This is a genomic window from Streptomyces sp. NPDC002868 (assembly GCF_055563295.1).
In genome coordinates this window covers 1-14401 of sequence record NZ_JBVHDR010000049.1, presented here as the reverse complement: position 1 = coordinate 14401, position 14401 = coordinate 1, and the positions used below count along the sequence as shown (strand labels likewise).

Here is a 14401-nt window from a genome sequence, read left to right as displayed (position 1 = left end):
TTCGCTCTTCCTCCTGCCGGAGCCGGTCGACGTCGCCCACCAGCTCCGTCAGGTCCACCGGGTGGCCCAGGGCGTGCTCGCCGTGGTCGGTCCAGGTGCTCCAGGCGTGGAGCGCGATCAGGTCTGTGCTCCGCAGGGCGGCCTCAAAAAAGGCGAAGGCGATGGCGGGCTGCTCTTGCGGGGAGCCGTCGACAGCCACGAGCACCGGACCGGCCGGGTCCGGGCGTCCTCGAACGACCATCATCGGGCAGTGGGCGTGTGCGCTCAGATGTACGGCGGTGGAACCCAGGAGCAGCTCGGCGAGGCCCTGGGAGCCTCGGTGGCCGACGACGATGAGCTGCGCGGTGCGCGACTGTGCTTGCAGGACCGTCGATGCCTCACCGGCTATGACGGCGTGGCTGACGTGGAGGCCCGCGGCCTGGCTCCGCGCGCGTTCGACGGCGTCGGCCACGATCCGTTCGACCGTTTGGTGCAGGGCGCCGGTGGGAGGTCCCAGCGGCGATGAACCGGGCGGTGCGTGCATGGCGGGCCACCGAAAGGCATGTACCACGCGCAGTTCCACACCTCGCAGTGACGCCTCGTGGGCTGCCGCGTCTACCGCTGCCAGGGCTGAGGGTGAACCGTCCACTCCCACTACCACCGGCCCGTTCATTGCCTGCTTCTCCCGTCCGGGGCGTCCGTGGCCAGGCGCATGCCGCCCCAGGGGCACCGTCGCGCAGGAGCCCGGTGCGTGTGGGGCGCTCGCCTCCCCTGCTGTCTTCTTCCCCAGCTTCCCCTGGGCCCTGGCCCGGAGCCACAGGGTGCCCGATGGCCCGTGGTACGCCCCCGTACGCCGCAGGGGTCGTCCTGCGGCACGCCGCTCCGGGCGCACCAGGGAGAGCGCCCTTCGGTGGGCAGCGCGGACAAGGGGGCCGGAAACTGCCGTGCCGTCGTCACGCCGTCAGTGGCACGGCCTGGGCGATGCCCAGACTCAGAACGCCCGTGGGGACATCACCGTCTCCGCCCCGTGGATCACGGCGATACAGCGGGGCGCGCCGGGCCCGGGCGTGATGCGGACGCTCACGGGCAGTGGAGGATCGGTGGGCAGTTCGCCGGTGAGGATCAGGGGCCGCCCCCCTTGGATCTCGGCGCGGCCGGTTTCCTTGCCGTCGACCAGCAGCTCGACCGCTCCCCGGTGGCCGCCATCGATGTTCACGGTCACCGAGTGACCCCTGGCGTCAAGGTGAAAATGGTGACTCCGCCCCATCACAAGTCTCCCTGAAGCATGCGCAGTCTCTACCCGAAGCATGCCCCCGCTCGCTCGTCCCCGCCCCTGCAGAAGGGCGAGGCCGGTGAAGCCCGGCGCGCTCGTACGCCGCGGAGTCCGGCTCATCCTCGACAGCGAACCCGACCTCGCCGTCGTCGCCGAGGCCGACGACGGCGCCGAGGCAGTAGCCGAGGCCCGCACGGCACAGATCGACCTGGCCATCCTCGACATCGCCATGCCCCGGATGACCGGTCTGCAGGCCGCCCGCGAGCTGAGCCGCCTGCAGCCGGACCTGCGGATCCTCATCCTGACGATGTACGACAACGAGCAGTACTTCTTCGAAGCCCTCAAAGCCGGTGCCAGCGGCTATGTGACGAAGTCCGTCGCCGACCGCGATCTTGTCGAAGCCTGCCGCGCAGCGATGCGCGACGAGCCCTTCATCTACCCACGCGCCGAGACCACTCTCATCCGCAAATACCTCGACCGCGCCAGGCAGGGCGACGCCCTACCCGCCAGGGCCATCACCGACCGCGAGGAGGAAATTCTCAAACTCGTCGCCGAAGGCCACACGTCGAAGGAGATCGGCGACATCCTCGTCATCAGCACCAAGACCGTCGAACGCCACCGCGCCAACCTGCTCCAGAAACTCGGGCTGGGCGACCGCCTGGAACTCACTCGCTACGCAATCCGCGCAGGGCTCATCGAACCGTAATCCCGCCCACCACTGCCGGAGCAGACACCAGCCAACGCGACCGGCCGCTTCTGGGCGACGACGAGACTGACCGAGCTACTTGTCGTCGCAGCCAGCCGACGGCCTGCACGATCGTCTCCCTGCTCTAGTCAGGGGTACGGACTGTCGAGGCGGGTAGATCTACCCATGATGGGACCGTGAACGATCCACACGTCGCCTTCCAGCGTCGTGACGGCCATCCCGCAGTTGTCCGTATGCGGATCCTTTTGCACTGCCCAAGTCTCTGACGGGTTGTACTTCGCCCCAATCCTCCCGCTGCCCGTGTCTCATGATCCAGGTGGTCGGTATGAACGCCCCGATGGATGACCGCCGCGTCTTCGCAGAGATCGAGCGATGCCTGGCCCGGGTGGACCCTGAACTGGCCTCGCTGATGGACGCGCTGAACCAGCAGTTCGCCGAAGACGGCGATGACGGTGTCCACGGCAGGCGCAAACGGCGCGACTGGCGACGGGTAACTGCGGTTGTCCTGGTCATCGTGGCCTTTCTGGCGGTGATCCTCACGGCGATACTCGAGGCGTGACCTTAAGGCCGAGGACGATGAGGGACGGCTGGATACCCGCGTATCGACGGCATCTGTGATTCACAGCGACGTGACAAACACTCCCGGACGGCAAGCCTACGGGCCATCGCCGACCAGCACGCGGGGGTTGGCACTCGTGGAACCACGTACGAGCCCAACACCTTCTACGGATCCCGACCCACAGCGCCCGCGCCGGCGATGAACGCCTGCAGCTGGTATCCCAGACGTTTGGCTCGGCGCGACGGTGCCCCGTCGTGACGTCCAGCTGCCCGCGGCCGCGCGACATCTCACACGAGATAGACCGATTGACCAGACACGGCTCACGACGAGGCGCCCAGCGCATGGCGGCCCCGAAGGCGCTCACGGCGGTTCCAGCAGGTGCGCTATGGCCGGTTCCGCGACCGCGCTCCCGGCGCCGGGCCCGCAGCACCCCGCGCCCGCCCCGTCGTACTCCCTCAAAGCCGTGTGCGCAGGTTCGAATCCTGCCGGGGCACTCCGGATCAAGCCTCTGACCTGCAGAAATACAGGTCGGGAGTTTTTGTGTGCACGCCAAAACGCACACGGTCTTCCGCGCATTCTTCAATGCCAGGGGGACGGTGGCCCGGACTGTCTTGCCGTGCGAATGCGTGTGGACGTGCACATGCGAGGCGAGCTGACGCACCAGACGCCACCCGAATCCACTGAACGGCCACGCCACCGGGGCACGCTCTCGCGGAGGGTGCGGGCTGGGGTCACCGTCACGACCACGCAGTTGTCGCGCTGCCCCAGCCGGAAGTCCGTCACCTCACCGGCATGCTGTATCGCATTGGCGACCAGCTCTGACACCACCAGCAGCACGTCATCGTTGTCATGGTTCGCCTCCCGGGGAGCACACCAAGAGGAATCCACGGGTGATGTTGCGAGCGCGTTCTGTGGACAGAGGACCGCAGCCTGCGCCCCCGTAAGGACAGTCCGCTTCATCAGGCGGCTGCACCATCGCTGCCTCCGCTTGGTGATCCACCGATCGATCGTTGTGGTGGCGCATGCCCGGCAATCCCCGGCACGACACGGTGGCGCAGGACTCGTGCGTCCGCCAACCGTGCCAGCGCTTTGCGAACAGACGGTCAGCTTGTCCTACCTTCCAAGCGTGGGTCTGAGGCGGTCATTCGTAAGATCGGCGGGCCCAGGGGTTCCGGGTATGGCTGTCAGCTTGTAGCCGTCTGATGGCTCAAAGAACTTGGCCGCCCGGAGCCCCGCGACGACTCGACCGCTAATTGGGATACGCGACTTGATCGCTGTGTAGGACAACGTCGGCGAGGTCGTCTGCGGGATCGATCTGTAGCGACGAGCTGGCGGAGGTGACCGTGCCCCAGATCTGGGCCGGAGTGGACATCGGCAAGGAACATCACCACGCAGTGGTGATGGACGCACAGGGAGAGCGCCTGCTCTCGCGCCGCGTCCTCAACGACGAGTCGGCCTTGCTGGAGCTGATATCAGACGTGCTCGCGCTCTCCGAAGAGGTGTTGTGGGCGGTGGACATCAACCACGGCGGTGCCGCATTGCTGATCGGACTGCTGCTCAGCCACGACCAGCCAATGGTCTACATCACCGGACTGGCCGTTCACCAGGCATCGACCGCCTACCGAGGGCAGGGCAAGACGGACGAGAAGGATGCCTTCGTCATCGCCGACCAGGCGCGTATGCGCAAGGACCTCGGCCTCTTGCGGCCCGGCGATGAGATAGCTGTCGACCTGCGCACGTTGACCGCCCGCCGCACCGACCTGGTCAACGACCGGACCCGCCAGATCAACCGTCTTCGAGCTCAACTCCTGGAGATATTTCCGGCGTTGGAGCGGGCGCTGAACTTGAGCAAGAAGGGCCCGGTCGTCCTGCTGACCGGCTACCAGACACCGGCTGCGATCCGCCGCAGCGGAGCCAAGCGGATCGGGACCTGGCTCAAGAACCGCAGGGTCAAGAACGCCGCCACGCTCGCCGAGACCGTCGTCGAGGCGGCCCACTCTCAGCACACCGCACTACCTGGCGAGAAACTGGCGGCCGCGATGGTGGCCCGCATCGCGAAGGGCGTGATGGCCCTCGACCAGGAAATCGCCGAGCTCGACGCGCTCATCGAAGCCCGGTTTCACGAGCACGCGCACGCTGCGGTGATCCGCAGCCTGCCCGGCATGGGCGCCCTACTCGGAGCCGAGTTCATCGCCGCCACAGGCGGCGACATGGAGGCCTTCGGCACCGCTGACCGCCTGGCCGCCTTCGCCGGCCTGTCGCCCGTGCCCCCTGACTCCGGCCGTGTCAGCGGCAACATGCGCAGGCCCCGCCGCTATCACCGCGGCCTGCTCCGGGCTTTCTACCTCTCCTCCATGGCCAGTCTGAGAACTTGCGCTGCCTCCCATGCCTACTACTCGCGCAAGCGAAACGAAGGGAAAGGACACAAGCAGGCGCTGCTGGCTCTGGCCCGCCGCAGAGCCAACGTTCTATGGGCGATGATCCGCGACGGAGCGTGCTACCAGGTCCTACCGTCCGTCACAGCAGCAGCTTGACATCGGCATTGGGAAGTTCTTTATCTTTCGGCCCGAACGACGTCTCGAACTGGGTCGCTCACCTGGGGATTCGCCGGACGTGGGGGCGGCCTTCGTCTGATCATGTGCTCCGACCAAGGTGCACGTGACCAAGACGAAGGCCGTGAGCGTGAGTCTGCTGCCTGATGCTGTCCGGAGGGAAGCGTTCGCGGAGGCGTCACGCTTCCGGGGCGAGTTCTACGAGTCTCTGACCGCCCGGCGCGATGAACTGTTCGAGCTGGCGGACGCGGTGTTGTGCGCGGACGGTGCGGTGAAGTCCCCGGTGGACTTGACGCTGCTGCCCGAGCATCGTCGTGGGCACGGAGCGATGTACGGAGGGCTCAACCACGGCCGGATCGACGTGGACCGGCTGCGGACCGTGCTGGCGGGCCTGCCGCTGCCCCGCTTCGACGGCGGGCGCCTGGTACTGGCGGTCGATGTGTCGCCCTGGCTGCGTTCGGACGCACCGTGCTCGGCGGAGCGGCTGTTCTAATCCGTAGTTAGCGGCATTCCGCAGGGGCAGGTGCTTCTCGGGATGTTCGAGTACCAGACCGTGACATCTAGGGGCAGCCGGGCAGTCAACGCCTGAACTGTAGATCGTGTGCTCGGTCCTGGCGCTCATGGTGGTGGCGGCCACACGGACGCCGGACGGATGCCTACACACCGCCCGGCCTCGATGCCTACTGATAGATCGCGCGACGTTCGGCGTCTTCGTGGCCGCCACCACTCAGCGGTTGGTGACAGCGAGGGCGTCGTTCGCACGTCTGCTGGCTACCTGGTGCTGACGCCTACCCAGAGATCGGCGGCGTCCGGCGCCCCCCTGTCGTCAACACGTCCGCCTTGATCACTCGTTGGTGTTGGTGGTGCGAGCCCACCGCACGGGACCTCTTGCGATGCCCGAGCCCTCTGAGCTCCCGCATAGACCGGGGCCCGTGGGGTGCGCTGGTGCCACGAACGGCTAGTGAGGTGTCGGCCCAACCCTTGCGGTTGAGGCCTGGGATTAGGTAGCTGCGTGGCCCGCATGCGCTCGTGACCAGCGCAAACACTCACACAATGGGGAGGGAACCTTCGTGATCTATTGCGGAATCGACTGGGCGGAACGCACCCACGACGTCGCTCTGGTCGACGACACCGGCCAGTTACTGGCGAAACGGCACATCACCGACGACGCGGCCGGCTACACACTGCTCCTCGACCTGCTCGCCGAGTACGGCGACAGCGAAGAGTCCCCGATTCCGGTCGCCATCGAGACGTCCCGCGGTCTGCTGGTCGCGGTGCTGCGGCAGGGCAAGCGGCAGGTCTTCGCGATCAACCCGATGGCCGCGGCCCGCTACCGCGACCGCCACAGTGTCTCGCGCAAGAAGTCCGACCCCGGCGACGCCCTTGTCCTGGCGAACATCCTGCGCACCGACATGCACGCCCACCGGACCCTGCCCAACGACAGCGACCTCGGCCGGGCCATCGCCGTTCTGGCCCGCGCTCAACAGGACGCGCTCTGGAACCGCCAGCAGATGGCCAACCAGTTGCGCTCCCTCCTGCGGGAGTACTACCCCGCCGCCCTGGAAGCCTTCTGCGACTGGACCAACGGGCTCTGCCGGCCCGAGGCCCGCGAACTCCTCAAGACCGCACCCACGCCCGCTCAAGCCGCACGACTTACCCGGACCCAGCTCCAGGCCGCACTCAAGCGGGCCGGCCGCCAGCGCGGCATCGAGGCCGAGGCGGACCGCCTGCGCGAGGTCTTCCGCGCCGACTGGGCCCACCAGCCCCAGCTGGTCGAGAATGCCCTTGGCAAGCAGATGCTCGCCCTCCTCATGCAACTGGGCGCCGCCTGCACCGCTGCCGACGATCTCGCCGAGGCGGTGGAGGAAGCGTTCCCTCAGCACCCGGACGCCGAGATTTTGCTGAGCTTCCCCGGGCTCGGCATCCAGCTCGCCGCCCGGATCCTCGCTGAGATCGGGGACGACCACACCCGCTTCGCCGACGCCCGCGGCCTCAAGGCCTACGCGGGCTCCTCACCCATCACCCGGGCCTCCGGCAAGAAGTCCAGCATCACCCGCCGCTGGGTCAATAACGACCGGCTCAACCACGCCGGCTACCTATGGGCCTTCGCCTCACTCCGGGCATCGGCTGGTGCCAACGCCCACTACCGGCGCCGACGTGAAGTCGGCGACTGGCACGCAGCCGCCCAACGCAACCTCTTCAACCGCATGATCGGCCAGCTCTACCACTGCCTACAGCAGCACAAACTGTTCGACGAAGAGACCGCCTACCCCACCGAAGCAGCCGCCGCCGCTTGACGACTTAGCGTCGTGAGGTGTCTGCCACGTCTACGGCCGCGCGAAGACGGCCTCGCAGTTCATCCCCGGCTGGCCGTACTCCTTCGTTGCCGTGTTGGAACCGGGCTCCACCTCCTGGACCGCGATCCTGGACGCGGTCCGGCTCGGGCCGGTGGACGACGCGACCGCCGTCACCGCCGCCCAGCTGCGAGGAGTCGTTGAAAGACTCGTCGCCGCGGGGCAGTGGCAGGCCGGAGACCCGGACATCGTGATCGTCAGCGATGCAGGCTACGACGTCACCCGTCTGGCCTGGGTCCTGCGAGACCTGCCCATCGAGTTGGTCGGCCGGATCCGCTCCGACCGCGTCATGCGCCTGCCGAAGCCACCGAGGACGCACGGCATCAACGGCCGTCCGCCCAAGCACGGACCGGAGTTCCGCTTCACCAAGCCGGATACCTGGCCTGAGCCCGCGATCACCACGGTCACAGACACCTGCAATTACGGCGAGGCCGAAGCCCAGGCATGGGACCGGGTCCACCCGCGGCTCACCCACCGCTCGGCCTGGCTCGACCACGAAGGCGAACTACCTTTGGTCGAGGGCACGTTGATCCGACTGAAGGTCGAGCACCTGTCGAAGGAACGGGACGCCCCACCGGTGTGGTTGTGGTCATCGAAGACCGGCGCCGCCCCCGGCGATGTGGACCGTTGCTGGCAGGCATTTCTACGCCGCTTCGACCTGGAGCACACGTTCCGCTGCGCGAAACAGACCCTGGGCTGGACCACCCCGAAAATCCGCACTCCCGAGGCGGCGGACCGTTGGACCTGGATCTTGATCGTCGCCCACACCCAGCTGCGGCTCGCCCGGCCTCTGGCCGAGGACCTCCGTCGGCCCTGGGAGAAACCCACCACCATCGACCGACTCACGCCGGCCCGGGTCCGCCGGGGGTTCAGGAACATCCGCGCTCACCTCGCCTGCCCGACCCGTGTTCCCAAACCCACAGGCACCGGTCCCGGACGACCACCCGGCGCCAAGAACAAGCACCAGGCACCCCGCTACGACGTCGGTAAGACCGTCAAACGCGAACTCACGATCACCGCACATCAAGCAGCTGGAAGATAAAGAACAAGGTCAGCGGAGGCGAGGCGGGCAGGGGCGGACTTTCAGGAGTGGACGGCGACTCGCGCGCGCCATGGACGGGACATCGCGTGCCGATGGACAACACACGCGTCCCTCGCAGGGCACGTGGCCGTTTATGGTGCACTCGGGCAGTGGGGGCGCAGTCAGCGCCTGTTATCCCGTTGACAGGTGCGGCTGGTCGGCATGCTGTCTGCCCAGCAGTTCCGCCGCCTGGTGCTGCGTGTGCTCGGCCGCCATCTGGGCCTCCGCCACGACGTCACCTCGTTCACGCACCAGGTCCTCATAGATCGGTACGTGATCACTTTCGCTGGGAGTGCGTGTCACAGCCTTGGTCCTTCCGCTGTCGCGCTCATTCCGCCCGCCGCGGCCTGGGCAAAGCGCTCGGCTGCCTTGCGGGAAACCTGAGCGACCGCGCCGACAGGGGTTCCGCGCGCTCGCTGTTCATACCGGACTTGGATGTGCCCGTAATGCTGTCAGGCCCGGTTGAGCCGGGCAGCGATCCCGTGGCCGATCAGCAAATAGATGACCGCCGGGAGACCGTAATTGAGAACAACACGTAGGCCCTCTGTGTCCATCGTGAAAATGTCCTGTGCCCATCCGGACAGCCAGTCCGCCGTTCCGTGCACGAACTCAACGAAGGGATTCGCCTGGTTCGCGTCGAGCAGGTAGAGCACGATCCACAGGCCCAGCAAACCGGCCGCAACGTCAGCGATCGTGCAGGTGGCAAAGGCTGCCTGCCGCGCGGTGCCCTGGTTGCGCGCGGAGCAGTCGGGCCCCGAGGGCTGGTCGTAGGTCTGGTATCCCGAAACCGGGTCGGTGCTGTTCACAAGAAATTCCGATCTGACGCGTGTTCTGTCGGCAGGGTCGCCCCAGGTAATGAGATTCAGCCTCGGACTGTGGCCCGCTTCTGCCTACCTCTGCGTTGTGTAAGCGCCGCCGCGTTACACCTCGATCTATGTCAGCCTAAATATGGCTTCCTATTCGGGCACATACCCAAATCTTCGCCTGCGGCGTACATTTCGGATGGCATGGAAGAACCTGTCTCGTATGGCCGTCCCTGCGTAGGAGGCTGTCGAGCCGGTCGAAGATGCCTCCAGTGAGCGCCCTCTCATGCCAGTGAGCTGCCCAGCCCGACTGGTGATGGCCGACCGGAGTCAGGGGCACCAGCCTGCGAGTGCGGCACACACGCGTGGAACCTCCCATGTCCGCCAGCACCTCCTGGTAGCAACGACTGGCCGAAACATGGAGAGGTGGGCGGTGGGTCGAGGTGGTCCACCCTCGGATCAACCGTCCGGGCTGGAGTGGACTCTGTCCCGCCTGGTGGTCGAACCGGTCACCGAGCCGATCGCCCGCCACGCCGCCGCTCTTCTCGCCGGCGTCGGCTTGCACGGCCACAAGTACGCCATCGATGCCATGCTCAGCGCCACCGCCCTCGCCGCCCCCGTCACGGTCCTCACCTCGGATCCCGAGGACCTGACCGTGCTGTGCGGCGGACGGGCCACCGTGATCAAGGTCTGACCCGGCCCCTCGTCGATGGGGCAGCGCTTTTCGGCCCAGCCAACTACTGAGCGTTTTCAGCGTTGCCCCTCCAGGGTGAGGACAGCTTTGGTGATGACGGTCATGCGGTTGGGACTGATGCGGGATCTTCCGAAGATCTGCCAGGACTTCAGCCGTGCCATGCCGCGTTCGACCGGTGCCCGGGCTGCGGCCAGGGCTCGGTTGACGGTGCGCTGGGTGAGGGTGAGCTCGCCGCCCGGTGGCCGTTTGAGTCCGGTGGTGACCCCGGAGCCGGCACCCGTGTAGGCACGGTCGGCGAACAGGGGCCCACCCCGGCGCGGTTCGCATCCTGTCGGGGGCGGGGGACGAGCGGCGAGGCCCCCAACCTGTCTTGGTAGGGGGTCTCGTCCAGTAGCGGCGCGGGCGGAGTTGCTGCCCTTCGCGGGCTCAACGGCTCTTGTACATCGTGACCGTGAAGCTGACCTTCTTACCGTTGTGGTAGTCGGTGCTGTCCCACACCGAGATGTGAGACCTATCCTGCATCCGCAGGTGCAGCACCTCAGTGGCGTTGCTCCAGTTGTATCCGACGAACTGGAAGTTCGGCTCGGGACTGTCTCCCATTCTCCTGTTTCCCCAGCTGCAGATATGCGACGCGTCGTTCTTGCAGACGGACCAGGCCCTGGCGTACAGGTGGCAGTTCTCTCCCTGCCATATGTCGATACGCTTCAGCCTCGCGTCGGACGAGCGCCACGTTCCGTTGAACCGGTTGGCGGAGCACAAGGCGGCTGCTTCTTTCGTCGAGGTGACGGTGAGCACCACCGAGAGGGAGAGCGTCAGGGCGGCCGTCAAGAGCACGGCCATGATCTGGCGTAGTGGAATGCGGGCAGAAGAGACCTGTGTCATCGTGAACCTCCGATAGCGGGTCGCAGCGCGGGGCATCCCGTCGTCACACGACGCGTCGTCCCCCTACTTCGGCTGAACTCCACCCATTCGGGCCCGGATCATTTAGCCCTTTACCCCCTGCCTATTCCAGAGCAGCACTCCGCAATCCTGATCGCAAGTCGGCAGGATTTTACATTTCGCGCACGATTCAATGATGAATGCGATCCAAAGTAGATCGGTCAATGAGCTTCTTCAGCCTTGACGCTCCAGGGTGAGGATGGCTTTGGCGATTGACGTCATGCGGTTCGGACTGCATCGGGACCTGCGGAAGATCCGCCAGGATTTCAAGCGGGCGACGCCGCGTTCGACCGGTGCCCGTGCCGCGGCCAGGGCCCGGTTGACGGTCTTCTCGGTGGGGGTGAGTTCCTGCAGGGGCCTGCGTTTGATGCCCGTGGTCAGCCAGGGGCCGCCGCCCTGGTAGGCGAGATCGGCCAGGATGGGAACTCCCTGGCGCTCGCAGATGCGGATGATCCGGTGGGTGCGGGCGGCGGTCAGGTCGTGGGCGCGGCCCGGCAGCGCGGGTGAGAGCCACAGCAGCCGGCCGTCCGGATCGGTGACCACCTGTACGTTCACTCCGTGCCGGCGGTGCTTGTGGGAGTAGTCCGCGCGTGAGTCGCCGACCCGGTCGCACTCGGCGAGGGTCCCGTCCAGCAGGACGAAGTCGGGGTCAGCCTCGCGCAGGGCCTTCAGTAGACCTGGCGCACGTTGGGCGAGCAGGTCGGTGACTGCGCTGGTGTAGGCGTGGGCGGTGGACTCGCTGATCCCGAACCCGGCAGCGATCTTTGCCAAGGTTGTGTGCTCACGTAGGTACACCAGTGCCACCATCGCGCGCTGGGACGGGCGGAGCTTGCAGCGTCGGTCGCCCTCACGGGTGACGATGAGCATGGTGACCCACTCCACGAGCGCATGTGGCAGGTCGAGTGCGGCAGGATAGATGACCAACGAGGCCCCTGAGCAGCGTGGTTGAGACGTCAGACATCTCGATCAACTGTCCGGGGGCCTCGCTCGTTGCGCTTGTCGGGTGTCACCTGATCGGGGCCCGGCTCGAAGAAGCTCAGTAAACGTAGACGTACTGATTGAGGACGTTGTTCGAAGGCGACGGATGGCTCTTAGTGGTGCCGTTGGGGTGCACCCAACGCGACAGATGTGTCGCAGGCGTGGGGCCCACTTGGATGTACCGAGGTAACGATCACTCCGCTGATCTGGGGTTTTTGCGCTGGTTGGCATTGAAGCGCGCTTTCTTCTGACGATTCCCGCACGTGTTCATGTCACACCATTTGCGGGTGCGACTTTGGCTGGTGTCGAAGAAGGCGGCTTGGCAGGTTGGCGATGCGCACAAGGCCAATTTTCCGTCCCGTTCGCCTGCGATGATGCTGATCGCGTCGGCGGCGATCACGCTGAGGGCATCTTCCACGCAGGAAGCCGAGCTGAGCCGCCATCGCCGCTTACCCTCGGGCGTCAGGATAGCCGCGGCCCGACCCTGAGCGCTGCAGTCATTGATGACTTGGACAGCAGATGCAGGGAGAGCGTCTTGGATCGCGGTCGCTGTCGCGGCGGCGTGAATCGACTCCCTCAGTTCCCGAGCGAAGTCGAGCTGGGCAGTGGTGCAGGAGTCCACGGCGAGGCCGTTCACTGCCAGCCAGTCGACGAGTCGGTGCGGCGTGGGGATGCGCTCCACAGCGTTGCCATGACGTTCCGTCAGAGTCGCCGTGAAGCTGGTCGCTAGCACGTTACCGAGGCGAAAGTCAGGGAACCCAGCACGCATGGAACCACCTTAGCTGGTTGCACGCTGGCATGAAGACTTGATAGAACCGCCTTAGCCGGTTCGCGAAGGTCATAGCCGGTTCCGCGATGGCCAGGAGGTGTCATGCCCCGTCTAACCAGCGACGTGCAAGCATTTGAAGCCCACGCATCTGACGCTGACCTCGACGATCTGCGCGCGCGATTGGCCGCGGCGCGGCTACCGGAGGCTGAGACGGTCTATCGCGCCGCGCCCGACCCTCGCCGATGGGAACAGGGCGTTCCTCTCGCCGACCTCGTCGGTGTCGTGAACTACTGGCGCACCGGGTACAACTGGCGGTTGTTCGAAGAGCGCCTTAACCGTATCGGCCAGTTCCGCACGACCATTGATGATCTGGGAATCCACTTCCTCCACCGCCGATCCGCGCGCGCAGATGCCACTCCTCTGATCTTGACGCACGGCTGGCCAGGCAGCATTGCTGAGTTCATCGATGTAGTAGACGAGCTGGCAGATCCGAAAGATGCAGACGCGCCAGGTTCCACGTCGTGGTCCCGTCGCTACCAGGCTTTGGTTACAGCGACAAGCCGGCCACCACCGGGTGGGGAACCGAAAAGATCGCGGCCGCATGGGTGGAACTGATGGGAAGGCTCGGCTACAGCAAGTTCGTAGCCCACGGCGGCGACTGGGGAGGTAATATCACCACGGTTCTCGGCGGCAGGTTCCCGGCGCACGTTCTCGGTATCCACACAACGTTCGCGGAGGCACCGCCCGGGTTGACAACGGACGGGCTGACGGCGGTCGAGCGTAAGTGGACCGAGGAAACCCGCGATTTCTGGCGCCACCGCGCGGCGTACGCGAAGCAGCAGGCGACCCGACCGCAGACCATCGGCTACTCGCTCGTCGACTCACCGGTCGGGCTTCTTGCCTGGATCCTTGACAAGTTCGCCGAGTGGTCAGACACCGAAGACAGCCCGTTCGAGACGATTTCCAGAGACCGCGTTCTTGACGACGTCACCCTGTATTGGCTGACGCGGACCGGCGCATCGTCGGCCCGCATTTACTACGAAAGCCACAACTCGCTCGATCCCGAACTTCGGGTCGACGTCCCGTCAGCAATCAGTATGTATCCCCGCGACATCGAGAAGTGTCCGCGCCCCTGGGCACAGGAGCGGTACCGACAGATCGTCCGATGGAGGTCGCCCGAAATCGGGGGACATTTCCCGTCGCTGGAGGTTCCCGAGTATTTCGTCAAAGATCTACAAGAGGGCCTCGCGGCAGTGCTGGCCGCTAATCGGTGAACGCGGCTGGGTGCCGGCACTCGATCACCGCCTGATCCGGCTCAAGGCGTTGCCCGACGGCTTCCAGACCGAGTTCATCGAGACGGCAGAACGTGGTCAGACAGGGCGCGGCGAAGATAGCGTGGAGCATGACGAGGTCTTTCGGATGGTAGACCTCGACGCCTACCCGCCAACACCCCCGACTACACCCTCAACTCTGCCGCCTACGCCGTGCCAGTCGTAGAACGTGCGCAAGACCGTCTCGGAGTGTGCCCGCGTAGTAGCCGCGTACTTCGTACCGACTGTCAGCTTTCCCGTCACCGGATTCGGAGTGCCTGGCACTGGCCTGCCACTTCGGGGCGAGGGTAACGACCTCGTGCATGGTTAGCGGTGACGGTGGTCGGGCTGGGTCGTTGGGCTGTTTGTGGTGGGGGTTGAGGCACGTAGGTTGATCATGTCGG

At 66.0% G+C, this 14401-nt stretch carries 13 protein-coding genes and 4 pseudogenes; 8 read left to right on the top strand and 9 right to left on the bottom strand.

All coding sequences use genetic code 11. From position 1 onward, the window contains the following. Positions 1-652, bottom strand: a 652-nt coding sequence (locus ACZ3H8_RS39760) for a universal stress protein (RefSeq protein ID WP_467410098.1), incomplete at its 3' end; no start/stop codon positions are given. Positions 653-970: 318 nt separating this feature from the next. Then, complete coding sequence (locus tag ACZ3H8_RS39755; protein WP_467410097.1) at positions 971-1201, bottom strand: hypothetical protein; 231 nt, start codon at positions 1199-1201, stop codon at positions 971-973. A gap of 85 nt (positions 1202-1286) precedes the next feature. Between ACZ3H8_RS39755 and ACZ3H8_RS39750 the strand changes: the two genes are divergently transcribed. The 6 genes and pseudogenes from ACZ3H8_RS39750 to ACZ3H8_RS39725 form a co-directional block, all read left to right on the top strand. After that, positions 1287-1958, top strand: a complete 672-nt coding sequence (locus ACZ3H8_RS39750; RefSeq protein WP_467410095.1) for a response regulator — start codon at positions 1287-1289, stop codon at positions 1956-1958. Between the two features lie 337 nt (positions 1959-2295). Further along, on the top strand, positions 2296-2517 hold the full coding sequence (locus ACZ3H8_RS39745; protein WP_467410094.1) for a DUF3040 domain-containing protein: 222 nt from the start codon (positions 2296-2298) through the stop codon (positions 2515-2517). A gap of 1343 nt (positions 2518-3860) precedes the next feature. Beyond that, positions 3861-5051 (top strand): IS110 family RNA-guided transposase, encoded by a 1191-nt coding sequence (locus tag ACZ3H8_RS39740; protein ID WP_467410092.1) that lies wholly within the window; start codon positions 3861-3863, stop codon positions 5049-5051. Positions 5052-5199: 148 nt separating this feature from the next. After that, positions 5200-5559 (top strand): annotated as a pseudogene (locus ACZ3H8_RS39735) (transposase); the annotation flags it as partial. A 580-nt stretch (positions 5560-6139) separates the two neighbouring features. Next, positions 6140-7366: an IS110 family RNA-guided transposase gene (locus ACZ3H8_RS39730; protein ID WP_467410091.1), complete on the top strand. Its 1227-nt coding sequence runs from the start codon at positions 6140-6142 to the stop codon at positions 7364-7366. A 22-nt stretch (positions 7367-7388) separates the two neighbouring features. After that, a pseudogene (locus tag ACZ3H8_RS39725) lies at positions 7389-8465 on the top strand (transposase); the annotation flags it as partial. 171 nt (positions 8466-8636) lie between these two features. Here ACZ3H8_RS39725 and ACZ3H8_RS39720 read toward each other — a convergent pair. After that, positions 8637-8807, bottom strand: coding sequence for a hypothetical protein (locus ACZ3H8_RS39720; RefSeq protein ID WP_467410090.1), 171 nt, complete (start codon positions 8805-8807; stop codon positions 8637-8639). A 149-nt stretch (positions 8808-8956) separates the two neighbouring features. After that, on the bottom strand, positions 8957-9310 hold the full coding sequence (locus ACZ3H8_RS39715) for a hypothetical protein (protein ID WP_467410088.1): 354 nt from the start codon (positions 9308-9310) through the stop codon (positions 8957-8959). Between the two features lie 434 nt (positions 9311-9744). Here ACZ3H8_RS39715 and ACZ3H8_RS39710 point away from each other — a divergent pair. Further along, positions 9745-10001, top strand: a pseudogene (locus tag ACZ3H8_RS39710) (type II toxin-antitoxin system VapC family toxin); the annotation flags it as partial. A gap of 56 nt (positions 10002-10057) precedes the next feature. Here the strand turns inward: ACZ3H8_RS39710 and ACZ3H8_RS39705 are convergent. From ACZ3H8_RS39705 to ACZ3H8_RS39690, 4 genes are all read right to left on the bottom strand, one after another. Then, positions 10058-10516 carry a transposase family protein gene (locus ACZ3H8_RS39705; RefSeq protein ID WP_467410100.1) on the bottom strand — a complete coding sequence of 153 codons (459 nt, stop codon included), beginning with the start codon at positions 10514-10516 and terminating at the stop codon, positions 10058-10060. Beyond that, positions 10428-10883: a hypothetical protein gene (locus ACZ3H8_RS39700; RefSeq protein WP_467410087.1), complete on the bottom strand. Its 456-nt coding sequence runs from the start codon at positions 10881-10883 to the stop codon at positions 10428-10430. Before ACZ3H8_RS39700 ends, ACZ3H8_RS39705 begins: the two co-directional genes overlap by 89 nt. A 231-nt stretch (positions 10884-11114) precedes the next feature. Continuing rightward, positions 11115-11864: a transposase family protein gene (locus ACZ3H8_RS39695; protein ID WP_398983783.1), complete on the bottom strand. Its 750-nt coding sequence runs from the start codon at positions 11862-11864 to the stop codon at positions 11115-11117. A gap of 247 nt (positions 11865-12111) precedes the next feature. Beyond that, positions 12112-12687 carry a CGNR zinc finger domain-containing protein gene (locus ACZ3H8_RS39690; protein ID WP_467410085.1) on the bottom strand — a complete coding sequence of 192 codons (576 nt, stop codon included), beginning with the start codon at positions 12685-12687 and terminating at the stop codon, positions 12112-12114. Positions 12688-12789: 102 nt separating this feature from the next. On the opposite strand from ACZ3H8_RS39690, the pseudogene ACZ3H8_RS39685 reads away from it, so the two are divergent. Then, positions 12790-13961 (top strand): annotated as a pseudogene (locus ACZ3H8_RS39685) (epoxide hydrolase family protein). Here ACZ3H8_RS39685 and ACZ3H8_RS39680 read toward each other — a convergent pair. After that, on the bottom strand, positions 13951-14091 hold the full coding sequence (locus tag ACZ3H8_RS39680) for a hypothetical protein (RefSeq protein ID WP_356190677.1): 141 nt from the start codon (positions 14089-14091) through the stop codon (positions 13951-13953). The pseudogene ACZ3H8_RS39685 and the gene ACZ3H8_RS39680 overlap by 11 nt on opposite strands. Positions 14092-14401 lie beyond the last annotated feature (310 nt).